The organism is Mesorhizobium sp. P3_A2, assembly GCF_056403115.1.
The window spans coordinates 153322-176303 of the sequence record NZ_JBFUGC010000004.1 but is presented as its reverse complement, the minus strand read 5'-3'; the positions used below and the strand labels follow the sequence as shown (position 1 = coordinate 176303).

The window sequence follows — 22982 nt, the reverse complement described above, 5'->3', positions numbered from 1 at the left end:
TATTGCCGATGATCAGATCAGGTGTTGTTGGCGGTCCCGGCTGTCGGGAACTGGCGCGCGAATTCCTTCTCGTCGCCGGCGGCAAGCAGCTTGGCCTGTTCGATCCACTTTTCGCGTGCGATGCGGCCGTCGAAATTCAGCGTGTCCTCGATGCGCTTGACGTCGGCCGCCGTCCAGGCGGCGATCTGGGCGTAGGTCGTGACGCCAAGGCCCTTGAGCAGTTTGTCGTTGACCGGTCCGATGCCGATCAGGCGGCGCAGATTGTCGGCCTTCGCAGCTGGCGGTGCAGCCTTCTTCGGGGCTGCAGCCGGCTTTGAAGCGGCGGGCTTCGGAGCGGCGCTCGCCTTGGCAGCCGCAGGTTTGCTGGCAGCCGGTTTGGCGGCGGATTTGGCCGCAACTGGCTTGGCGGCGGCAGGCTTTGCCGCGGCAGGTTTCGCGGGCGCGGCCGGCTTCGCCGCCGGAGCTGACTTGGCCGTTGCGGGTGTCGAGACCAATGCGGCCGGCGCCGAGCTGGAAGGCTTGGCCGATGGAGTAGACGCTTCACGCAGCCGGCGCTCGAGATCGGCGCGGGTCTTGCCGCAGGCGTCGAGTTCGCCGGTCAGGCGATCGGCGTCGGCGCGCAGTCTGTCGCGCTCGCTGCGGGTGCGGTCGAGGTCGGCGCGCAGGCTGTCTAGTTCACCGCGCAGCCGGCCCCAGATAAACCACCCAACCAACAAACCTACAAGGAACGCCAGGACAATGTAGAAGAAGGTCATCGTCTCTCTCCAGTCGGATCCGTCCGCCGCCGTCTCAAGTCATGACCTTGGCAGATCGGATCATCCATTGGTGGTTCGGCGGTTCAGGGAACAGCCGGTCTGTCGTCGATTGCCGGCTTTCGGCTTTCCCGCCCATTGCCAACCGTCGCTGTCGCATTCGCCGGACCGCCGCCATGGGCCGGGATGCTGTCCGGCCTAAGCCGCGCGCCCGGCTGAGCTTCAGTCGGAAAGGCTATCATACGGATTCTGGAAAGCTAACGGAAAATTTGGCCCGAGAGTTCTTCAAGAACAGATATTTAGAACAAGAACAGAGCTGCCGTCACATGCATTCCGGCTAAACTGTTCTGCGATTTCGCAAAGTCGAGACCGGCCCCGCCGAACCTGTTGCTCTGCGCTACCGGTTCAACGGCTCCGTAGCATCAACTGTCGAGCGCTTCCAACTCGTCAATCAGGCCGCCGATTACGCCAAGGCCGATCTGCCAGAAGGCGGGATCGGTGGCGTCGAGGCCGAAGGGAGCGAGGAGCTCGGAGTGATGCTTGGTGCCACCGGCACGCAGCATCTCGAAATACTTGTCCTGGAAGCCGTGCTCGGCATTCTGGTAGACCGCGTAGAGCGAGTTCACCAGGCAGTCGCCAAAGGCATAGGCGTAGACGTAGAAGGGCGAATGGATGAAGTGCGGGATGTAGGTCCAGAAGACCTCATAGCCCTCGCGCAGCTTGATCGCCGGCCCCAGGCTCTCGGCCTGTACCTCGAGCCAGAATTGGCCAAGCTTGTCGGACGTCAGTTCGCCGTTCTTGCGCTCGGCATGCACCTTGCGCTCGAACTCGTAGAAGGCGATCTGGCGCACGACCGTGTTGATCATGTCCTCGACCTTCTGGGCGAGCATGGCCTTGCGCTCGCGCTTGTCGGTGGTCTGATCGAGCAGCGAACGGAAGGTCAGCATCTCGCCGAACACCGAGGCCGTCTCGGCCAAGGTCAACGGCGTCGAGGCCATCAGCGCACCCTGGCCGCCAGCCAGCACCTGGTGCACGCCGTGGCCGAGTTCATGCGCCAGTGTCATCACATCGCGCGGCTTGCCCATGTAGTTGAGCAGCACGTAGGGGTGCGCCGAGGGTACGGTCGGATGGGCAAAGGCGCCGGGCGACTTGCCGGGCCTGACCGGCGCGTCGATCCAGTTGCGGTCGAAGAAGACACGGGCGATCTCCGCCATATCAGGCGAAAAGCGCTGATAGGCCGACAGCACCGTGTTCCTGGCGTCGTCCCAGCGGATCACCGCTTGCGGGGTCTCGGGTAATGGCGCGTTGCGGTCCCAGTGGTTCATCACCTCCATGCCGAGCCAGCGCGCCTTCATGGCGTAGTAGCGGTGCGACAGGCGCGGATAGGCCTCGCGCACGGCGGAGGCCAGCGCATCGACCACGCTGCGCTCGACACGGTTGGCGAGATGGCGTGAATCGGCGATGTCCTCGAAGCCGCGCCAGCGGTCGGAAATCTCCTTGTCCTTGGCCAGCGTGTTGGTAATCAGCGTGAAGGTGCGCAGGCTCTTGCGGAAGGTGGTGGCCAGCGCCTCGGCGGCGCGGCGGCGGACTTCGCCGTCGGCGTCCTGCAGGCGGTTCAGCGCCGGCTCCAGCGTCAGCTCCTCGCCGTCTATGTCGAAGCGCAGATCGGTCATCGTCTCGTCGAACAGGCGGTTCCAGGCGCCCCGCCCAGTGATCGATTTTTCATGGAAAAGCTGCTCGACCCGGTCCTCGAGCTGGTAGGGTTTGTCCATTCTGAGATCGAGCACCCAGGGCCGGTAGTGGGCAAAGCCGGCATCGGCGGCAAGGGCTGCTTCGAGCGCCTTGTCGTCGATCAGGTTCAGCTCCAGCGCAAAAAACAACAGATGCGCGCTGGCGTCGGTCATCTTCTCCTGGATGTCGCCATAGAGTTTGGCGCGTTGCGGATCGGCGGTGTTGCCGGCATAGATCAGGCCGGCATAGGAGACGATGCGGCCGATCAGCTCCTCCAGCGCCTCATAGGCGCTCAGCGCCTCGCCGAGCTTGCCGGCGCTGCCGCGCTCGGCCTCCGCGGCCAGCGTGCCCTTCCAGCGGTTCTCGAAGGCGACGGCATCGGCCGCCGCCTTGGCGATGTCGCGCTTCAGCTCGGGCGCTTCCATCCCGGAATAGAGATCGGCGAGATTCCATTCCGGCAGGTCGCCGAGCTCCGCCGCGCCCTGACCGGACGCTGCCGCCGCAAGCTGCCGACCGAGAATCCTGCGCATCAACAATTACCTTCTGGAATCAAGGGGAAAGGGCAAGCCGGTCAAATCCTAAGGAATTCATTCACCGGGTTTTTTGAAACCTTGTTTAGAACCCTGTGCCAGGATGATCCATGGGGATTTCCCAGGCAGGCAACTCAAATCAGTCATGACAGGTTCCATTCTCATAGTCGATGACGATCCCGTGCAGCGCAGGCTGCTCGAGGCGGCGGTGACGAAATTCGGCCACAGTGCCATCGTCGCCGATGGCGGCGAGGCCGGCCTCGATGCTCTCGACGGACCCGGCGCGCGCGATGTGTCGGCGGTCATCCTCGACCTTGTCATGCCCGGCCTCGACGGCATCGGCGTGCTGAAGGCGATGCGGGAACGCGGCATCACGGTTCCCGTCATCGTGCAGACCGCGCAGGGCGGCATCGAGACCGTGGTTTCGGCGATGCGCCATGGCGCTTTCGATTTTGTCGTCAAGCCGGCATCCCCCGACCGGCTGCAGACCGCGATCGGCAACGCGCTCAAGGTCGAAGCGGTCGAGGACGAGGTCAAGCGCACGTCGCGGCGGCGTGGCGGCCACCTGACCTTCAAGGACATGATCACGCACAGCCCGGCGATGGACCGGGTGATCCGGCTCGGCCAGAAGGCGGCGGCCTCCAACATCCCGATCCTGATCGAGGGCGAATCGGGCGTTGGCAAGGAATTGGTGGCGCGCGCCATCCAGGGCACCGGTGATCGTCGTTCAAAACCCTTCGTCACCGTCAATTGCGGCGCCATCCCCGACAATCTGGTCGAATCGATCCTGTTCGGCCACGAGAAGGGATCGTTCACCGGCGCCACCGACAAACACACCGGCAAGTTCGTCGAGGCGCATTCAGGCACGTTGTTCCTGGACGAAATCGGCGACCTGCCGCTCGACGTGCAGGTCAAGCTGTTGCGCGCGGTGCAGGATGGCGAGGTCGATCCGGTCGGCGGTCGCGCCACGGTCAGGGTCGACATCAGGTTGATCTCGGCCACGCACCGCAACCTTCTGCAGCAGGTCAAGGACGGCAAGTTCCGCGAGGATTTGTTCTATCGGCTGAACGTCTACCCGATCTTCGTGCCGCCGCTGCGCGACCGGCGCGACGACATCCCTTATCTGGTCAAGCATTTCATGGGCAAGGTGGCGCCGGCGGGCCATCGCCTGCACGGCATTTCGGAAGCCGCATTGGCCATGCTGCAGGCCTATGACTGGCCGGGAAACATCAGGCAGCTGGAAAACGCCGTGTTCCGGGCCTCGGTGCTTGCCGAGGGCGACGTGCTGACAGCAGACGAATTCCCGCAGATCCGGGCACAAGTCGAGGGCACCGTCAATCTCGAGGCCGACGCGTCCCTGTCGGACCCCGTCATGGTCTGGAGCAGCGAATTGCAAGGCGATAGTGTCCAGACTGATGGCGTCGATTCCGTCGCGGCGGAGATCGAACCTCCGGCCAGGCTGCTTCAGCGTTTCGGCACGCTGAGGGCGTTGGACGAGCGCGGCAACGTGCGCGCGCTGGCCGATGTCGAGCTCGAGATGATTAAGCTCGCCATCGACCACTATAACGGCCAGATGAGCGAAGTCGCCCGCCGACTCGGCATCGGCCGCTCGACGCTCTACCGCAAGCTTAAAGAATACGGCATCGACCCGGAGACCGGCCGCCTCGACCGTCTTGCCTCCTAAAGCGCGTCGCGCCTGAACGGATTCAGGCGACGCGCTTTAGGTCTTTGCATTATGCATGTCGTTGTCTCAAAACCGGGACCACTTTTGAGCGACCATGCATTGGGAACCCGAATTCCACAGCTTGTTGGCGCAAGGCCGGGACCAGCTTGCGAGGCGATATCTAGCGCTGCATAAGGGGTTGGGGCGGGAATATGGCGATGCGGAGCGGCGATGTTCACGCATTAAGGCTAACAGTAACAGATCGTGTAGCGGAAAAGGCTGAATCTTGATCTAAACCAGCAGTTTACCAAGAAATCCTGTGTATTATTTTTGACGGGATATCGCCACGGTGTTACCGCATTTCGGCTTCAATAAGCGATGATTAACCATTAGGATCGATATTCGGATGTGAGAACCACGCATCCGTTTGGGCAAATCCGGGGACAAACGGCAGCCTGCAAGGCCTTTTGATTTGAACAAAGTCGAACGACACAGCAACGGGCGGCACTATCACATTGGCGTCTGGCCGAGATGGCTGGCAGCGGTGATTGTTGCGTTTGGTTTCCTTGCCGCAACTGCTGCCGGCGCAAGCGCCGAAACGCGCTCGCTGAAACTCTATCACCTCCACACGCACGAAAAGGCCGAGATCGTCTACAAGCGCAATGGCCGCTACGATCCGGAAGGCCTCAGGAAGATCAACATCATTCTGCGCGACTGGCGTCGCAACGAACCGACCAAGATGGACCCGCGCCTGCTCGACCTGGTGTGGGAAGCCTACCGGCAGGCAGGCGCCACAGACTACATCCAGGTCGTCTGCGGCTATCGCTCGCCGGCGACCAATTCGATGCTGCGCAGCCGCAGCCGAGGCGTCGCCAAGGAAAGCCAGCACATGCTGGGCAGGGCGATGGACTTCTACATTCCGGGCGTACCGCTGAAGAAGCTGCGGAACATTGGCCTGAAGATGCAGGGCGGCGGCGTCGGCTATTATCCGTCGTCCGGCTCGCCCTTCGTTCATATGGACGTCGGCAATGTGCGCCATTGGCCCGGCATCAGCCGCCAGGAACTGGTCAGCCTGTTCCCCAATGGCAAGACGCTGCATGTGCCGAGCGACGGCAAGCCGCTGCCGGGCTATGACCAGGCACTCGCCGCCTACAAGGCGCGCAAGGGCGCCGGTTCTCCGGCCATCATGATGGCCAGCGCTGGCGGCAGCACCAAGAAATCCGGTGGCTTCCTGTCCGCTTTCTTTGGCGGTGGCGGCGAAGACGAAGCCGACGACAGCGCCGATGTCGCGACCGCCGCGCCGTCGCCGAGAAGCGATGCGCCGGCGGCGAGAAGCGTGAAGCCGGTCCTGGCTGCCAGGAGCAACGACAACAGCAACCTGCCCGGCATCGCGATCGTGTCGCCGCAGAATGCCAAGCGCGCCAATGTTCCGCAGCTTGCCGACGACAGCGCGGACGATTCCGAGCCGCAGCAGGACACGCCGGAGACAATCATCGCTGCACTCCCGGCCAAGGAAGTGCCGCTGCCCGATTTCGCGCCGCGGCCCAAGGCCGATGTCGGGGCGCAGCAGCCTGAGACGGTACCGTTCGGCATGGCCGACGCCACCACCGAACAGACAGTGGCGACAGCGCAGGCGCCTACCAATGTGCCGTTCGGCATGGCCGATGTGAGCAGTGCCGACCAAGGGGCTGCCGCTCCGGCGCAGGTTGCCGTGAACGTCCCGTTGCCGACCTGGCGTCCCGACCGCTCCTCGCCGCCGGCTGAGCTTTCGCCGCAGGATAAGGGCGTTCTGCTGGCGCTGGCCGATACGGCCGCGCACAAGCAGACCGCAACGGATGTCTTCTCGGTGCTGCCGTCGCAGCGTCCGGATGAGGTCAAGGCCGTTCTCGAACAGGCCAGTGCCGCCGATACCACTAGCATCACCGACGACTATCAGGTTGCCTCGCTCGAGCCGCGCTCGGCGTTCAACGATCCGTCAGGCGTCGATGCCGCAACGCCTCGCGGCGCGATTGCCGCCCGTCCAGCCGGTACCGATCCGGCCTCCGTGATCGGCGCCGGTGTGAAAACGACGCGCAAGGAAGCCAGGGCCTCGGCTCGCGACCTGAAGCCCGGGCCGAAGGCCGTGGTGGTGGCGGCCGAACCGCAGGCGGCGCGCTGGGCACTGAGCAGTGGCGACAACATTGCCACCGTTTCCAGCCCGACGACTGCGCCGCGCTATGCCTACAACATCGTGCATACGCCGCCGAGCGAGGTCTACACCGCAGGTTTCCAGGCGGACAACCAGATGGCCGATGCCAACCGCTTCACCGGCAATGCCGTAAAATTCCTCTCGGTCGCCCGCTTCCAGACGAAGTAGCGGTCGCGCCTGGACAATATCAAAAGCCGCGATGGGCAACCCGCGCGGTTTTTTGTTTTTGCGAATCTCCAGCACTGGCTTCCAGCGTCCCGGAATGCTAACCAGCAAGCTGCCTTCCCGCTTCGTCTAATGGTAGGACAGCGCCCTTTGAAGGCGTGAATCGTGGTTCGAGCCCATGAGCGGGAACCAACTCTCTCGATCTACGATCACAGGCAGTTATGCCAGGTCAGCCCGGCCGATCACGCGCGGCTGAACTTCTCGTGAGGCCGGAACGACGACCTTTTTGCGGGTTACGCTGGGTTCGTTCCAACCTGGGGATATCAATGCAGCAAACCCGGTCGGCGCAAGCCGGCGGGTTTTTCGTGACTGGCGTTTACTTCTTGAGCTTGCTTGCCTCTCGGGCGAGCGCCTCGATCTCATCCCACTTGCCAGCCTTGACTAGCTCGTCCGGCGCCACCCAGGAACCACCGACGCAGATGACATTGGGCAGGCTGAGATAGTCGGCGGCGTTCTTGGCCGAGATGCCGCCGGTCGGGCAGAACTTCACATCGGCCAGTGGCGAGGCGAAAGCCTTCAGCGAGGCGATGCCACCGGACTGTTCGGCCGGGAAGAATTTCAGGAAGCGCAGGCCGACCTCGCGGGCGGCCATGATCTCGCCGGGCGTGATGGCGCCAGGCAGCAGGGGAACGTCGCTGTCCTTGGCTGCCGCGAGCAGTTCGCGCGTGATGCCGGGGCTGACGATGAATTTCGAGCCGGCGGCTGCTGCCTCGTCGAACTGCTTGGCATCGAGAATGGTGCCGGAGCCGACGATGGCGCCCTCGACCTCACCGGCGACGCGGCGGATCGCTTCCAGCGCATCGGCGGTTCTCAGCGTGATCTCGATTGCCGGCAGGCCGCCGGCGGCAAGCGCCCGGGCGAGCGGTACGGCGTCTGCGACATTGGCGATCTTCAACACCGGGATGACCGGCTGGCCGTTGAGCAGCGACAGGAGCTTTTCGGTCTTGCTGGGCATTGGCTTGTCTCTCCTGGGGATGATTTCAACCGATTAGCAGAAGGCAGATTCCGAGTCCACGAAACCCGGCCTGCCGCGATGTCACATCTGTCGGCCGCCGCGCCTGTGGGCGAATGCCGACAAGGCTTCCTTAGCTCTGCCTTGAATCCGCTTTGACCACGGTTTAGTGGCTTGGCGATGACACTGTCCAACCATGAACCCGTGCGCGTCGCCGCGCTCTACAAATTTGCGGCGCTGGGCGACTTCGACGCGCTGCGGGAATTGCGTACGCCGCTTGCCGCCTTCTGCTGCGGGCGTGGCATCAAGGGCACGCTGCTCCTGGCGCAGGAAGGCATCAACGGCACGGTCGCCGGCTCAGGGCCCGATATTGCCGACCTGATCGCTTATCTCGGGTCCATCGAAGGCCTCGCCGATCTCGAGGTCAAATACAGCAACGCCGCCGAGATGCCGTTCCACCGCATGAAGGTGCGGCTGAAGCGCGAGATCGTCACCATGGGCGTCGAAGACCTCGACCCGGCAACGGGCGCCGGCACCTATGTCGCGCCGGCCGACTGGAACGCATTGATCTCGGACCCCGGCACCATCGTCATCGACACGCGCAATGCCTACGAAGTGTCGATCGGCACTTTTGAGCGTGCCGTCGATCCTCAGACGTCGAGCTTTCGCGAATTCCCGGCCTGGGTCGAAAAACACCGTGACCAGCTCGATGGGCGCAAGGTCGCGATGTTCTGCACCGGCGGCATACGCTGCGAAAAGGCGACGGCCTATGTGAAGTCGCTCGGTTTCGACCATGTCTTCCATCTCAAGGGCGGCATCCTCAGATATCTCGAAGAGGTGCCGGCCGAAGACAGCCTGTGGCAAGGTGAGTGCTTCGTCTTCGACGAGCGGGTCTCGGTGTCGCATGGGCTGACCGAAGGCGAGGCTGAACTGTGCCGCGCCTGCCGGCATCCGCTGACGCCGGAGGACCGGCTGTCGCCGCATTATGCCACCGGCGTGTCATGCCCGCACTGCTACGAGGCCCGCACCGACGAGGACCGCGCCCGCTATGCCGAACGCCAGCGCCAGGTCGAACTGGCGCAGGCGCAGGGCAGGGGCCATATCGGCAGCTAGGTCGGTATTGCTCAGCTGGCTGAATCACCAGGCGACGGAATAGCGGTCGATCACCCACAGCCATGTGCCGTCGCTCTGTCGACGCGCGACCTCCGAGGTTATGGAGCCATCGGGAAGCCTGGTCGAGGTCAATGCGAGATCGCCGTTGATGGCCGCCGGGCGCTGCTCGCCGCGCTGGAATTTTCGCCCGCTTACGACGAATGTCTCGAACAGTGCGCGGATCGCGTCGTGGCCGCGCGTCAATTCGGCTTCGCCGGTGTCGACGACCGCATCGGGTTCGAACAGCGCCACCATGCCGTCAATGTCTCCCACCCACTGCCGGTCGATCAGCAGGCGCTCGAGATCCTGCGGATCGCGGGCGGGTTCGCGTTGGTTCTTTTCGATCATGGCAGGTCCTCCCTCGGCAGTGCGGCGGCGACACTAGCGGAAGCCATTGCCCATTTCGACACATGACAGTGCCGATTTTCGAAAGGCCGCATCGCTGGCAAAGCGCCCGTCCGTCATTGTAATGTCAACAAGCGGGACCTACGTCTGCAACGTCCAAAACCCGCCCGTCCCCAAGTGGTACAGGCCCTTTTCTGGAGGCATTATGTTCGACCCCAAGAAGCTTCTCGACGACCTGCTCGGCTCTCAGGTTCCCGGCACCACCGGCACCGTCCGTGACAAGGCCGGGCAGGCCGTGCAGATGGCCAAGGACAATCCGCTGGCCGCCGGTGCGCTGGCCGCGGTGCTGCTTGGGACCGGCACAGGACGCCAGGTGACGGGCACCGCCATCAAGCTCGGTGGACTGGCTGCGATCGGCGGTCTCGCCTACAAGGCCTATCAGAACTACAAGGCCGGCAATGCGCCCGAGCAGGCGCCGGCCGCCGGCCAGCCGGAATTGCTGCCGCCGCCCGACGACACCGGCTTCCATCCTTCGCAGGCGCCGCAAGGCGAAGACGAGTTCACGCTGACCCTGGTGCGGGCGATGATCTCGGCGGCCAAGGCCGACGGTCACATCGACGACGAGGAACGCGAAAAGATCGCCGGCAAGCTCAAGCTCGCCGGCGTCGGTTCCGATGCCGAAAAATTCCTGCTGGCCGAGCTGGACAGCCCGCTCGACCTCGACACGCTGGTCGCCGGCGCCAAGACCGATGAGCAGAGGCTCGAGCTGTACACGGCGTCGCGCCTCACCATCGATCCCGATACGCGTGCCGAACGCGGCTATCTCGACCTGCTCGCCGGCCGGCTCGGCCTGCCGGACGCGCTGGTCGACCATGTCGAGGCAACGGTGTCGGCGGCCAAGGTGCCAGCCCCGGCCGGGACCGCGCCGAACCCGCGCTGGTAGGCAGTACGACCGAGTCTGGAAAATGCATTAACGTCTCGTTTACCGAGGAAGCGCATGATTCTAGCAGTCGGATCGGCTTTTCCTCCTCCCAAGCCCGGTTCAGATCAGGGCGGTCGCCAATGGCCGCCCTTTTTGTTCAGCCGATCACCGAGTGTTCGGCTTGCCATGATCCCCATCATTTGCGATGCCTCGGTGCATTCGGATGCATCCCGATCTGTGCCGGGGATGCGCGGTGCGCAGGAGCAAAATCATGACGGCCCTCACAGAGAAAACCGCCATCGTCACCGGCGCCGGTACCGGCATCGGCAAGAGCGTCGCCACGGCGCTGCTCAACGCGGGCTGGAACACCGTGTTCTGCGGCCGCCGCAAACAGGTGCTCGACGCCGCGATCGCTGAAGCCGGCAAGACGGACGCCAAGGCGCTGGCGGTCGCCTGCGACATCAGCAAGGCCGGCGAAGTCGATGATCTGTTCGAGACGGTGGCGGCGGCTTTCGGGCGCGTCGACCTGCTCTTCAACAATGCCGGCCTGAGCTACAAGTCGACGCCGATCGACGAAATCCCGGTCGAGGTCTGGAACGACATTGTCGGGGTCAATCTCACCGGCTCATTCCTGTGTGCCCGCGCCGCCTTCGGCGCCATGCGCAGACAAAAGCCGATGGGCGGCCGCATCATCAACAACGGCTCGGTCTCTGCCTATGCGCCGCGGCCGGGCTCCGTACCCTATACCGCGACCAAGCACGCGATAACAGGGCTGACCAAGACACTGGCGCTCGACGGCCGGCCCTACGACATCGCCTGCGGCCAGATCGACATCGGCAACGCGCTGACCGACATGGTGCAGGCGATGACCGTCGGCGTGCCGCAGGCCAACGGCTCGATCGCCGCCGAAGCGGTGATGGACGTCCAGCGCGTCGCCGACGCCGTCGTCCACATGGCCAGCCTGCCGCTCGACGCCAATGTGCTGTTCATGACGGTGATGGCGACGAAGATGCCGTTTGTGGGCAGGGGGTGAGCAGCCGGTTCGCCGAAGGCGAATTCATCGTGCCAGTGGCACGATGAAAGGCCGGCGAACGCCGGGACGCTGCGGAGCAGCGGGGACCCGGCCGGGCGACTACTTCTTCAAGAACGCCTCGATCCGCTCCAGCGCGCGCAAGATGTTCTCTTCGGAATTGGCGTAGGAAAGCCTGATGTAGCCTTCGCCGAGAATGCCGAAATCGGGGCCGCCGATCAGCGCGACACCGGCATCCTCAAGCAGCGCCGAAGCGAGCTTCTTGGCCTTCCAGCCGGTCTTCGAAACGTTAGGGAAGGCATAGAAGGCGCCCTTGGGCGTGATGCAGGACACACCGGGCAAAGCGTTCAGCCCCTCGACCACGATCTTCCGGCGGTTGTCGAAAGCGCGCATCATCTTGTCGACATCGTCCTGCGGGCCGTCGATGGCCGCGATGCCGGCGAACTGGCTGGGTGCGTTGACGCAGGACCAGCAATTGACCGCGAGCTTGCGCACCTTGTCGTAGAGATGGGCGCCCTTGTCACCGTTCGGCCAGATCGACCAGCCCATGCGCCAGCCTGTCATCGCCCAGGTCTTCGACCAGCCATTGAGCACGATCAACCGGTCGCGGATTTCCGGGAAATTAAGCAGGGAGAAATGCGTCTCGCCGTCATAGGTCATGACGTCGTAGATCTCGTCCGACATGATGGCGACCTGCGGGTGCTTCTCCAGTCCCTTGACCAGCTTTTCGATCTCGGCGCGCGGCGTCACGCCGCCGGTCGGGTTGGCTGGCGAGTTGAGGATCAAGAGCCTGGTCTTCGAGGTGATCAGCGCAAGCGTCTCCTCAGCCGAGAAGGCAAAGCCGTTCTCCTCGCGGATCGGCACCGGAATGGGTGCAGCGCCGGTGAATTCGATCATCGAGCGGTAGATCGGAAAGCCGGGATCGGGATAGAGGATTTCGGCGCCGGGTTCGCCGAACATCAGGATCGCCGCGAACATGGTTGGCTTGCCGCCGGGCAGGATCATCACATTCTCGGCCGAGACCTCGACGCCGGTGGTGGTCAGCGTGCGCCGCACCACCGCTTCGCGCGTCGCCAGCAGGCCGTTGGCCGGGGTATAGCCATGGTGGCCGTCGCGCAGCGCCTTGATTGCCGCCTCGACGATATGTTGCGGCGTTTTGAAGTCGGGCTGGCCGATGCCGAGATTGACGATGTCGCGGCCTTGTTGAGCCAGTGCTGTTGCCCGCGCGAGCACGGCAAAGGCGTTTTCCTCGCCGAGACGGTCGAAGGCCGAAATCGTGTGGAGCATTTTTCCCGTCCGTGTGGTTCTTACTGTTGGGTCGCGTTTTTGTGAGCGTCTGCTCACAAAAGTCAAACGGATTGGAGTTTACGTGTCTGAAAATCTCAAAGACTGGCAAGCGCGTCCGCGACCCGAGCGCAAGGCCATCGACGGCCGTTATGTCAGGCTCGAACCACTAAGCTCCGAAAAGCATGGCGACGGCCTCTACGAGGCGTCATCCGTGCCCGACATCGACGGCCGCTTTGCCTGGCTGCCCGATTATCCGCCGCAAACCCGCGCCGATTTCCAGCCTTGGCTGGACAAGGTCGAGAAGAGCGAAGATCCGCTGTTCTTCACCGTCATCGACAAGGCCAGCGGCAGGGTCGCCGGACGCCAGACATTGATGCGCATCGATCCCGCCTATGGGGTCATCGAGATAGGCAACATCTATTGGGGGCCGCTGATTTCGCGCAAGCCGGCGGCGACCGAAGCGCAGTTCCTGTTCATGAAATACATTTTCGACGAGCTCGGCTATCGCCGCTATGAGTGGAAATGCAACAACCGCAACGAGCCGTCGAAGCGCGCGGCGGAACGGTTCGGCTTCAAGTTCGAGGGCATTTTCCGCCAGCATCTTGTGGTCAAGGGCGAAAACCGCGATACCGCGTGGTACTCGATCATCGACAAGGAATGGCCGGCGCTTCGCAAAGCCTATGAGGCCTGGCTCGATCCGGCCAATTTCGATGGCGAAGGCCGGCAGAAGCGGCGGCTCGAGGATTTCCGCGCCGAGTTCGGCGCGTAGCAGGAGTTTAGGCGATGGCGCACAGCCATGATCACGGTTCGCATGCTGGACACAGCCACGGCGCCGGTCATGTGCATGGCTCGACCGACAAGAAGCGTGTGCTGATCGCGGCTTGCCTGACCGCCGGCTTCATGGTCGCCGAAGTGCTGGGCGGCCTGCTGACGGGATCGCTGGCGCTGCTGGCCGATGCCGGTCATATGCTGGCCGACTCCATCGCGCTCGGCCTTGCCTGGTATGCCTTCCATCTCGCAGGACGACCAGCGACCGTGCGTCTCACCTACGGCTTCGGCCGGGTCAAGACGCTGGTCGCCTACACCAACGGCATCGCCATCTTCGCCATCGCGCTGTGGATCATCTACGAGGCCTGGGGCCGCCTGATGACGCCGGCGCCGGTGCTGGGCGGGCCGATGCTGGTGGTGGCGATCGTCGGCCTTCTGGTCAACATCGCATCGTTCTTCGTGCTGCATGGCGGCGACCGCGACAGCCTCAACATGCGCGGCGCCATCCTGCATGTGCTGGGCGACCTGCTCGGCTCGGCGGCGGCGATCGTGGCGGCGCTGGTTATCCTGGCGACCGGCTGGACGCCGATCGATCCGATCCTGTCGGTGCTGGTCTCGGTGCTGATCCTGTCCACCGCTTGGTCGCTGATGCGCGAAGCCGCCCATGTGTTGCTGGAGGGTGTGCCGGCGAGCCTCGACCGCGATCTCATCGCCAAGGATATTGCCGGTACGGTCAAAGGCGTGCGCGAGGTGCACCACATGCATGTCTGGTCGCTGGATGGCTCGAGCAACATGGCGACGCTGCATGCCTGCCTCAACGATGGCGTCGACCCGCATCAGGCGGTCAGCGCCATCAAGAAGCGGCTCGCCGCAGAGCACGGCATCAGCCACGCCACCGTCGAGCCGGAATTCGGCCAGTGCGCCGACAGCCATGACGAGCACGATCACGATCATGACCACGGCCATGGTGCGCCAGCGCATCACGGCCATTATCACTGACGGGAACTTCATGGCATTGGCATCCAAGCTGACGAGCACCCGTGACGGCGGGACGGCATGATGGATCGCGACAACAGAAACGCGCTGATTGCCGCAGCCTGGATCATGCTGCTGTTCGGCATCGCGGCGTTCTACCTGCCGACGGTGATGCTGGCGCTCGGCAATGTCTCGACGGTTCTTGCCGGCATCGTCGGCATCGGCTTCGTGCTGGCATTCTTTCTGGTGTTCTGGCTGCGCAGCCGCAGCCAGAACAAAGGCAAATAAGAGGCTTTCGACATGCGTATCCTGATTACTGGCGCGGCCGGCATGGTCGGCCGCAAGCTTATCGCCCGGCTGGCCAAGGACGGCACGCTCAACGGCCGCAAGATCACGGCGCTCGACCTGCACGATATCGTGCCGCCGCAGGCGCCGGCGATGGAGGGTGTGAGCATCGCCACGCATACCGGTGACCTTGCCGATGCCGGTGCCGCCGAAAGCCTGGTCGCTTCACGCCCCGACGTGATGTTCCATCTCGCCGGCATCGTGTCGGGCGAGGCGGAAGCCGATTTCGATCTCGGCTACCGCGTCAACCTCGATGGCACCAGGGCGCTGTTCGACGCCGTGCGGCTGGCAGGCTTTGCACCACGCCTCGTCTTTACCTCGTCGATCGCGGTGTTCGGCGCGCCGTTCCCGGATGTCATCCCTGATGACTTCCACCCGACGCCGCTGACCTCCTATGGCACACAGAAGCAGATGAGCGAGGCGCTGCTGGCCGACTATTCCAGGCGCGGCTTCTTCGACGGCATCGGCATCCGCCTGCCGACCATCTGCGTGCGGCCCGGCAAGCCGAACAAGGCGGCTTCGGGTTTCTTCTCCGGCATCATCCGCGAGCCGCTCAGCGGCCAGGAGGCGATCCTGCCGGTGCCGCGTTCGGTGCTGCACACCCATGCCAGCCCGCGCTCGGCGGTCAATTTCCTGATCCATGCCGCGGGAACCAACGGTGCCGCCGTCGGGCCGCGTCGCAACCTCACCATGCCCGGTGTCGCCGTCACCGTCGGCGAGCAGATCGAGGCGCTGGAACGTATTGCCGGCGCCGAGGTCGTGAAGCTGATCCGCGAAGAGCCCGACGAGACCATCTGGGCGATCGTCAAGGGCTGGCCGACGCGCTTCGAGGCGCGGCGCGCGCGGGACCTCGGCTTCAGCGCCGAGAAGAGCTTTGACGAAATCATCCAAGCGCATATCGAGGATGAGCTGGGCGGGAAGACAGCGGGTCAGGGCTGACCCGTTGGCGTCAAACACTGCCAGTCAGGCTCGCCGACAGAAGCAATAGTCCGAACAGAAAGACGAAGGCGGCGCCCCCGATTTCGACGAACGTGTGGATGCGGTTGCCCATTCGGCCGTCGCCAGCGAAATAGACCGCCCAGTTCTTGGCCGTCACCGCAATCGTTGCCAGCGCCGAGACGGTGATCGCGGTGCCGAGCGACATCGCCAGCACCGACAGCAGGCCGCCGAGCCACAGGCCGTTGAGCAGCGCGAAGCTGAGCACGATCAGCGCGCCGGAACAGGGGCGAATGCCGACCGCGGCCACAGCCGACCACGCCGTGCGCCAGTCGAAGCGGTCGCCCGACAGCAGCGCCGGATCGGGCGCATGCGAATGGCCGCACGTATCGCAGACCTCGCCCGCCGCATGATCATGATGAGTATGGTCGTGATGCGCATGATCGTGGTGAGCGTGGTCGTGATGGGAATGATCATGGTGGGAATGATCGTGTCCGGCATGATCGTGGGCGCTGTGATCGTGAGGGTGATCGTGCGCGGCATGATCGTGATGGGCGTGAAGCGCATGCCCATGCGCCGCATGGCTGTGGGCGGCATGCGAGTGGCCGGCGTGAGAATGGCCATGGGAATGGCCGGCATGCGCCGCCGACAGGCTGTAGGCGGGCGCCTTGCCGAACCAGCGCAGGACCGTTGGCCCGAGCTTGCGCCACAACAGCCAGGCGCCGAACAGCGTGACGAAGATGTAGCTCATGATTTCCATGAACCAGGCCGCGTCGGTCATCGAGATGGCGGTGCCGCGCAGGACGAAATAGGCAAGCAGCATCACCACGACCGCGGTCAGGCCCTGCAGCAGCGCCGAGACGAAGGACAACAGGATGCCGCGCTTGAGCGCCACTTCATTGGCGACCATGTAGGACGAGATCACCGCCTTGCCGTGCCCGGGGCCGGCGGCGTGGAAAATGCCGTAGGCGAAGGACAGGCCGATCAGCAGCCACATCTTGCTGCCGTCCTCGCGCATCGCCTTCATCGCTGTCGCCAGCGCGCGGTAAAATTCCTGCTGCCTGAGATTGATCCACATCAGGATGTGGGCGAACAGTCCGGTGGTCGGCGCCATGCCGTCATTGACGCCGATGCCGAGCGAGCTCTGGGCGTGGGCCTGCCCGAGAAAGTGCGTCATCACCAGGGCAGCGGCCACGAGGCCGAATGCCAAACGCAGGGACGGTTTCATCACCGGATCTATCCTTCTGGCGGGCAGTTCAGTTCGAGCTTGGTGGCGAAGATCTTGCTCATGTCGGTGCCTGTCGGGTCGTTGAAGAAAGCTTCCGTCAGGGTCTTCTGGTTTTCCTTGATAGCCTCGTCCGGATCGGGCCGGATGACCTTGCTGGTGCAGTTCGACGGCAGGCCTTCGACGGTGATGTTCGAATCCTCGGTGAAATCGATCGCCGTGTAGAAGGTCGGATCGTAGACACCGAAATCGATCTTGCCGGCGAGCTTGATCGGCTCTTTCGGCTCGGATTCGAACAGGATGATCAGCTGGTCATTGTCGAAATTGGCCATCAGGTGCGGCGGCGGCGTCATCGGCACGTCCTTGCCGTTGACGGTGACGAGCTGGAAATAGTTGAACTCGGCCAGCGAGGCATGGACGGTGTCGGCGACATCCTTCAGCTCCTTGTCGTCAAGCTTCAGGTCGGAGTTCTTGTCGAACTCCATCATCACCGTACTCGAAAACAAATCGTCGAAGCGCCAGAGGTGGCGCAGCGCTTTCACGCTTTGGTGATCCGGCGAGAGGATCACGTCGAGGCGGGCCTCGGCAAAGACGTGAGGATGCGCCGCAGCCGCTCCGACGGCGGCAAAAGGCGCCGCCAAGGCCGAAGCCAGCATGATTGCGTGCTGTTTCAAGTGCATTCTCGGTCGCTGTTCCATCGGCCTCGGAGAGATTTCGAGAGGTTACCAGAAAGCGGGCGAAATTGGGACCGCGACACAGCTAAGACAGGTCAGGCCCCTTCGCGCGTCTTGAACCACTGCACCAGGAAATCGACAAAAACGCGAACCTTGGCCGGCAGATAGCGGCGGTGGGGGTAGACAGCGAAAATGCCGCTGCCCGACTGGATGCGGTCGTCGAGCAAAGAAACCAGCCGGCCGGAGGCGAGGTCAGGGGCGGCGATGAAATCGGGCAGGATGGTGAAGCCCAGGCCCGACACGGCTGCAGCACGTGCGGCCATCGGACTGTTGACCTCGATCGGCCCCGACACATTGACGCTGACCGACTCTTCGCCCTCGCCCTTGAAGCGCCAGTTGGCGAGCGAACGGCCATTGGTATCGACGATGCAGGGCATGTTGGCGAGATCCTGCGGGCGCGTCGGCTTGCCGTGCTTGGCGATCAGTTCCGGCGATGCGCACAGCCTGACCGAGAATGGCCCCAGGCGCCGAGCGATCAGCGACGAGTTCTCCAGCCGCGAGATGCGCACGGCAAGATCGAAACCTTCTTCGACCAGATCGACGAAACGGTCGTCGAGATGGATGTCGAGCACGATGTCGGGATGCTGCTTGGCAAAGTCGATCAGCGACTGGCCGATCGGCGCATCGGCAAAGGTGCGTGCCGCCGACAGCTTGATCCTGCCGCGCACGTCGCCGGAGGATTCGCGCACGGCGTCGGCCAGGCTGTCGACCTCGCGCACGATTTCCGAAGCGCGGCTGTAATAGGTGTGTCCGGCCTCGGTCATCGAGAACTGACGCGTGGTGCGGTTGAGGAGCAGCGCGCCGAGTTCGTCTTCGAGTTCGCGCACATATTTCGACAGCAGCGCCTTGGAGCGGCCGATCTTGCGCGCAGCGGCGGAAAAGCCTTCGGCCTCGACGACGTCGATGAAGGCGCGCATGCGGGTCAGTGTGTCCATGGATCAGGCCTTTCGTGCCGTATCGAGAAGCCGCCGGCCGAGCCGTATCAGGGCAATGTCGCTGCCGGGAGGGCCGAGAAGCGAGAGGCCGAAAGGGGCGCCGTCGACCGAGCCCAGCGGCAGGGTGATTTGCGGAAAGCCGGAAAGACCCGAAAGACACAGAAGATGCAAGGCCCTTTCGCGGTAGGCCTGAAGCTGCTGCGGCTCGCTTTTGACCAGAGGCGCGGGGCCTGGAACCGTCGGCAGGACCAGAAATCCGTCCTGGCCGAGCAGGGCGGCAAGCTCGGAGCGGAAGGTCAGGCGGCGCACCGCTTCGGCCTGCGCCGTCTTGGCGTCGATCGTCCGGCCAAAGCCGAAGCGTTCCTCGACGCCCGGCCCGAGATGGCGCTCGCCCGACACGATCCAGGCGCCGTGTTGCTGCCAGGCTTCGGCGGCCTGCAGACGGCGAAAGCACCAGTAGAGCTCGTCGGGGAAGGAAGCGAAGACGTATTCCACCTGCTCCGGTTCACCGACCACAGTGGCCGCCAGTGCTCTCATCCTGGCATATTCGGCTGCCTCGGCCGGACCGGCGGCGAAGGCGTCCAGCCAGCGGATCGAAAGCGGCCGGTTGAGCGGATGCTGATGCGGGTCGCGGCCGAGCAGCAATTTGCCGATCGTCTCATAGGTTTCGATGTCGTCGGCGAACCAACCGAACGTGTCGAAGCTCGGCGCCAGCTTCATGGTGCCTTCGAGCGAAATGCGGCCATGCGTGGTGCGCAGCCCGATCAGCCCGCAAAAGCTCGCCGGCGCGCGGATCGAGCCGCCGGTGTCGGAGCCAGTGGCGATGTCGGCAAGCTTGCCCGCCACTGCCGCCGCCGACCCGGAGGACGATCCGCCGGTGACGCGATCGGGCGCCGCCGGGTTCACCGGAAAGAGAAAATGCGCGTTCTGGCCCATCAGCGAGAAGGCGAACTCGTCGGTCTGCGTCTTGCCGATGAAGTGCGCGCCGGCATCGAGAATCATCTGCACGGCCGGTGCGGTGCTGGAGGCTGCGTGCGCTTCGGCAAACTTCACCAGATTGCCGCAGCCGGTGCGGTAGCCGGCGACATCGTAAATGTCCTTCACAGCCAGGCGCAGCCCGGCCAGGGGGCCTAGTTCCGCATTGGCGACCGGCATTCGACGCAGATTGAGGAAGGCGTTGAGCGGGCCGTGCGTGCCTGTCATCGTTCGATATCCGGATACGGTTGGCGCAGCATTGTTCGATGCCAGAAATTTTACAACCTGGGATACGATTTTTATTGATTGTGAAATCTTTCGATCTTATATCGCGCTTGCCCAAAGTCGCACGTGCCTGTGGGTGTCCGCCGATCCTCGAATGGTGAGGGAAATCGGTAAGGTAACTGGAGCCAACCCCTCCAGTCGGTCTAGCGGCCAACCGCCAGCCCGAGGACACCTTGAAGCAACGACGGTGCGGGCCTTTCTGGTGTTCTGCCGGTCGTCCAAAGACCGGGGTTACTGAAGAGGCACACCTTCATTGCCGGCAGTGCGGACGGGTCTCCCATCCAAGCCAAGGCAGACAAAGCGAACCGAGGCCGGGCAAGGCCAAGGTTCACCGCCGCGAGACGGCGTTTCATGGTTCCGGGGTCTCCACCGGCTGGTTCCATGATTTGACGTCCCGCCTTTGTCCACCGCGCGTTCGCGAGGCCGACAGCCCGCGTCCCGCAGCCTTATTGCGCGCCGCAAGGCGTTTATGGAGAGACCCCGATGGCCACCCAGCGCATCCTTGACTTCCTCGCCACCCGACGTCCGTCCGGCCCCTGCCTCGTCGTCGACCTCGATGTCGTGCGCGACAATTTCCGCGCCTTCGAAAAGGCGCTGCCCGATTCCAAGATCTACTATGCGGTGAAAGCAAACCCGGCGCCGGAAATCCTGCGCCTCCTTGCTGCGATGGGCTCGTCCTTCGACACCGCTTCCGTTGCCGAAGTCGAGATGGCGATGGACGCCGGTGCGCCGGCGGACCGCATCTCCTTCGGCAACACCATCAAGAAGGAGCGTGACATTGCACGCGCCTACCAGCTCGGCATCCGGCTGTTCGCAGTCGACTGCGTCGAGGAAGTCGACAAGATCGCTCGCGTCGCTCCCGGCGCCCGCGTGTTCTGCCGCGTCCTGACCGATGGCGAAGGCGCCGAATGGCCGCTGTCGCGCAAGTTCGGCTGCGTGCCGGCGATGGCCGTCGACGTGCTGCGCCATGCCAAGACGCTCGGCCTCGACGCCTATGGCGTGTCGTTCCATGTCGGCTCGCAGCAGACCGACCTGACGGCCTGGGACCGCGCGCTGGGCGACGCCAAGAAGGTGTTCGCCACGCTCGCCGACGAAGGCATCGTCTTGAAGATGGTCAATATGGGCGGCGGTTTCCCGACGCGCTATCTGCGTGACGTGCCGGCGGCCCAGGCCTATGGCCAGGCGATCTTCTCGGCGCTGCGCAAGCACTTCGGCAACGCCATTCCGGAGACCATCATCGAGCCGGGCCGTGGCATGGTCGGCAATGCCGGCGTCATCAAGTCGGAAGTCGTGCTGATCTCCAAGAAGGCCGACAATGACAATGTGCGCTGGGTGTTCCTCGACATCGGCAAGTTCGGCGGTCTGGCCGAGACGATGGACGAGGCGATCCGCTACCCGCTCGTCACCCGCCATGACGGCACCGAGACCGCGCCTTGCGTGCTTGCCGGCCCGACCTGCGATTCGGCCGACGTGATGTACGAAAAGACGCCGTATCCGCTGCCGCTGTCGCTGACCATCGGCGACGAGGTGCTGATCGAAGGCACCGGCGCCTACACGACCACCTATTCGGCGGTCGCCTTCAACGGGTTCGAGCCTCTCCGATCCTACGTGATCTGACGGTTCGAAAGAACCGATCAGATCATCCCAGGTGGGCGTCAGTCGCCCACTTGGGCTCGCCTGTGGAACAAGCTCCGCTCGTGAAGGATCGCGGAAATGGACATTGCAAATTACATTGACGGTGCCGTGGGAATCTCCCCCCTTGAGGGGGAGATGGCCGGCAGGCCAGAGGGGGTCGCCTCGGCTGCCTCGACTTCTTTTGCGATAAGGGGCGTTGGCGCTTCACGCGCGGCGACCCCCTCTGTCGCCTTCGGCGACATCTCCCCCTCAAGGGGGGAGAGTGTCCGCGCCATTGTCATCGTCGCTGAAACTGCGGCCGACATTGCATCGCGCGAAGCCTTGCTGGACGATGCCATGGGCCCAATGCGGCGCAAGAAATCGTCGGAGAAACTGCGGCGTGGCCGCCGGCCTTCCGAAGGCCTCTCCTTTGTCGTGCGCGATGCGGCGGGCGTCGTTGCCGGCACGGTGCGGCTGTGGGATGTGAGGCTGGGCGAGGGCGGCCCGGTGGCACTTCTGCTCGGCCCGCTTGCCGTTGACCCGGCACTGAAGAACGCCGGCATCGGCTCGGCGCTGATGCGCCATGCGCTGGCGGAAGCCGCGCGTCTCGGCCATGCCGCGATCCTGCTGGTCGGCGATGCGCCCTATTATGGTCGCTTCGGCTTTTCGGCGGACAAAACCGGATCGCTCGCCATGCCCGGCCCGTACGAGCGGCACCGCCTGCTGGCGCTGGAGCTGGTCGAGGGCGCGCTCGACGGCGCACACGGCACGCTGAAGGCGGCCGGGCGCAAGCTGAAGGCGCTGCCGCTGACCTTCGCGGCGTAAGCCCCCGGCTTTCCGAGGCGCAAAGCATTCGGCTTTGCGCGGTGTAAAGCCAGGGCTCGACAAAACAAAACGCCGCCTGACGGGCGGCGTTTTGTTTTTTGCGAGGGTATCAGCCGAGCAGCTGGCTGAGCGCCATGGCAACCGTCATGTCGCCTTCGACCTTTATCTTGCCGGACATGAACGCCATGGTGGGGTTGAGGTCGCCGGCGATCAGCGAATCCAGATCGTCGAGCGACAGCTTGACGGTGCAGTCGGTTGGCGAGTCGGTGGTCGAGACGGTTGCGCCGTCGATGACGATGACGCCGTCGCTGCCGGTGTCGAACTTCACCGAATGTTCGAACCCGGCGCTCGCCACGCGCGACTTGATCTTCTCGGCAATCTCCTGAACGCCCATGCTGTTCTCCTCGTCTCGTTGCGTTTTGCCGCGCGTCGGTGCCGGCCTCTGCCGAAGTCGCTGTCTCGCGCGTGCCGCGATCCTGGTCGCTTGGCGCATATAGCTTCGAGTTGACGTAAACGTCAACGCGGTGCGTCATCTCGCTTCAGTCGGAAGGAACAAAGGCGAAGGGAACATTCCCTCCTGCGGCGGGG

Annotated in this window: 21 protein-coding genes and 1 tRNA gene; 12 read left to right on the top strand and 10 right to left on the bottom strand. The window is 63.9% G+C overall.

Going from position 1 to position 22982, the window contains the following annotated elements; translation table 11 throughout:
• Nucleotides 1-17: 17 nt before the first annotated feature.
• Both AC1DXM_RS11155 and AC1DXM_RS11150 read right to left on the bottom strand, forming a co-directional pair.
• A complete protein-coding gene (locus tag AC1DXM_RS11155) occupies nt 18-755 on the bottom strand; it encodes a proton-conducting membrane transporter (protein WP_477233082.1) in 738 nt (245 codons plus the stop codon).
• 419 nt (nt 756-1174) lie between these two features.
• Nucleotides 1175-3013, bottom strand: a complete 1839-nt coding sequence (locus tag AC1DXM_RS11150; RefSeq protein ID WP_477233081.1) for a M3 family oligoendopeptidase — start codon at nt 3011-3013, stop codon at nt 1175-1177.
• A 145-nt stretch (nt 3014-3158) separates the two neighbouring features.
• Between AC1DXM_RS11150 and AC1DXM_RS11145 the strand changes: the two genes are divergently transcribed.
• From AC1DXM_RS11145 to AC1DXM_RS11135, 3 genes are all read left to right on the top strand, one after another.
• On the top strand, nt 3159-4697 hold the full coding sequence (locus tag AC1DXM_RS11145) for a sigma-54-dependent transcriptional regulator (protein ID WP_477233080.1): 1539 nt from the start codon (nt 3159-3161) through the stop codon (nt 4695-4697).
• A gap of 493 nt (nt 4698-5190) precedes the next feature.
• Nucleotides 5191-7032, top strand: coding sequence for a peptidoglycan L,D-endopeptidase MepK (mepK, locus tag AC1DXM_RS11140; RefSeq protein ID WP_477233402.1), 1842 nt, complete (start codon nt 5191-5193; stop codon nt 7030-7032).
• Nucleotides 7033-7147: 115 nt separating this feature from the next.
• Nucleotides 7148-7221, top strand: a tRNA-Gln gene (locus AC1DXM_RS11135).
• 184 nt (nt 7222-7405) lie between these two features.
• Here the strand turns inward: AC1DXM_RS11135 and AC1DXM_RS11130 are convergent.
• On the bottom strand, nt 7406-8044 hold the full coding sequence (locus tag AC1DXM_RS11130) for a 2-dehydro-3-deoxy-phosphogluconate aldolase (RefSeq protein ID WP_477233079.1): 639 nt from the start codon (nt 8042-8044) through the stop codon (nt 7406-7408).
• A gap of 177 nt (nt 8045-8221) precedes the next feature.
• Here AC1DXM_RS11130 and trhO point away from each other — a divergent pair, with 177 nt between their 5' ends.
• A complete protein-coding gene (gene trhO / locus AC1DXM_RS11125; protein WP_477233078.1) occupies nt 8222-9154 on the top strand; it encodes an oxygen-dependent tRNA uridine(34) hydroxylase TrhO in 933 nt (310 codons plus the stop codon).
• 24 nt (nt 9155-9178) lie between these two features.
• On the opposite strand, the gene AC1DXM_RS11120 is transcribed toward trhO, so the two are convergent.
• A complete protein-coding gene (locus AC1DXM_RS11120; protein ID WP_477233077.1) occupies nt 9179-9541 on the bottom strand; it encodes a YybH family protein in 363 nt (120 codons plus the stop codon).
• A 202-nt stretch (nt 9542-9743) separates the two neighbouring features.
• Between AC1DXM_RS11120 and AC1DXM_RS11115 the strand changes: the two genes are divergently transcribed.
• Both AC1DXM_RS11115 and AC1DXM_RS11110 read left to right on the top strand, forming a co-directional pair.
• On the top strand, nt 9744-10481 hold the full coding sequence (locus tag AC1DXM_RS11115; protein WP_477233076.1) for a tellurite resistance TerB family protein: 738 nt from the start codon (nt 9744-9746) through the stop codon (nt 10479-10481).
• Between the two features lie 250 nt (nt 10482-10731).
• Nucleotides 10732-11493, top strand: coding sequence for an SDR family oxidoreductase (locus AC1DXM_RS11110; protein WP_477233075.1), 762 nt, complete (start codon nt 10732-10734; stop codon nt 11491-11493).
• Nucleotides 11494-11592: 99 nt separating this feature from the next.
• Here AC1DXM_RS11110 and AC1DXM_RS11105 read toward each other — a convergent pair whose 3' ends face one another.
• Nucleotides 11593-12777 carry a pyridoxal phosphate-dependent aminotransferase gene (locus AC1DXM_RS11105; RefSeq protein WP_192254503.1) on the bottom strand — a complete coding sequence of 395 codons (1185 nt, stop codon included), beginning with the start codon at nt 12775-12777 and terminating at the stop codon, nt 11593-11595.
• 82 nt (nt 12778-12859) lie between these two features.
• Between AC1DXM_RS11105 and AC1DXM_RS11100 the strand changes: the two genes are divergently transcribed.
• The 4 genes from AC1DXM_RS11100 to denD are packed head-to-tail and all read left to right on the top strand — an operon-like array spanning nt 12860 to nt 15804.
• Nucleotides 12860-13546, top strand: a complete 687-nt coding sequence (locus AC1DXM_RS11100; protein ID WP_477233074.1) for a GNAT family N-acetyltransferase — start codon at nt 12860-12862, stop codon at nt 13544-13546.
• Nucleotides 13547-13560: 14 nt separating this feature from the next.
• Entirely contained in the window at nt 13561-14544 is a 984-nt protein-coding gene (locus AC1DXM_RS11095) for a cation diffusion facilitator family transporter (RefSeq protein WP_477233073.1), read from the top strand.
• Between the two features lie 57 nt (nt 14545-14601).
• The gene (locus AC1DXM_RS11090; RefSeq protein WP_352586290.1) at nt 14602-14808 is read left to right on the top strand and encodes a hypothetical protein; all 207 of its coding nucleotides are present in this window, start codon (nt 14602-14604) and stop codon (nt 14806-14808) included.
• 12 nt (nt 14809-14820) lie between these two features.
• On the top strand, nt 14821-15804 hold the full coding sequence (gene denD, locus AC1DXM_RS11085; RefSeq protein ID WP_477233072.1) for a D-erythronate dehydrogenase: 984 nt from the start codon (nt 14821-14823) through the stop codon (nt 15802-15804).
• Nucleotides 15805-15814: 10 nt separating this feature from the next.
• Here denD and AC1DXM_RS11080 read toward each other — a convergent pair whose 3' ends face one another.
• From AC1DXM_RS11080 to AC1DXM_RS11065, 4 genes are all read right to left on the bottom strand, one after another.
• Complete coding sequence (locus AC1DXM_RS11080; protein ID WP_477233401.1) at nt 15815-17029, bottom strand: nickel/cobalt transporter; 1215 nt, start codon at nt 17027-17029, stop codon at nt 15815-15817.
• 8 nt (nt 17030-17037) lie between these two features.
• Nucleotides 17038-17706 (bottom strand): DUF1007 family protein, encoded by a 669-nt coding sequence (locus AC1DXM_RS11075; RefSeq protein WP_203278562.1) that lies wholly within the window; start codon nt 17704-17706, stop codon nt 17038-17040.
• 89 nt (nt 17707-17795) lie between these two features.
• The gene (locus AC1DXM_RS11070; protein WP_477233071.1) at nt 17796-18695 is read right to left on the bottom strand and encodes a LysR family transcriptional regulator; all 900 of its coding nucleotides are present in this window, start codon (nt 18693-18695) and stop codon (nt 17796-17798) included.
• Between the two features lie 3 nt (nt 18696-18698).
• Entirely contained in the window at nt 18699-19898 is a 1200-nt protein-coding gene (locus tag AC1DXM_RS11065) for an amidase (protein WP_477233070.1), read from the bottom strand.
• A 540-nt stretch (nt 19899-20438) separates the two neighbouring features.
• Between AC1DXM_RS11065 and odc2 the strand changes: the two genes are divergently transcribed.
• Entirely contained in the window at nt 20439-21572 is a 1134-nt protein-coding gene (gene odc2, locus AC1DXM_RS11060) for an ornithine/lysine decarboxylase (RefSeq protein ID WP_477233069.1), read from the top strand.
• A 153-nt stretch (nt 21573-21725) separates the two neighbouring features.
• Complete coding sequence (locus tag AC1DXM_RS11055; RefSeq protein WP_477233068.1) at nt 21726-22394, top strand: GNAT family N-acetyltransferase; 669 nt, start codon at nt 21726-21728, stop codon at nt 22392-22394.
• A 109-nt stretch (nt 22395-22503) separates the two neighbouring features.
• Here AC1DXM_RS11055 and AC1DXM_RS11050 read toward each other — a convergent pair whose 3' ends face one another.
• A complete protein-coding gene (locus AC1DXM_RS11050) occupies nt 22504-22788 on the bottom strand; it encodes an SCP2 sterol-binding domain-containing protein (RefSeq protein WP_477233067.1) in 285 nt (94 codons plus the stop codon).
• Nucleotides 22789-22982: the final 194 nt, after the last annotated feature.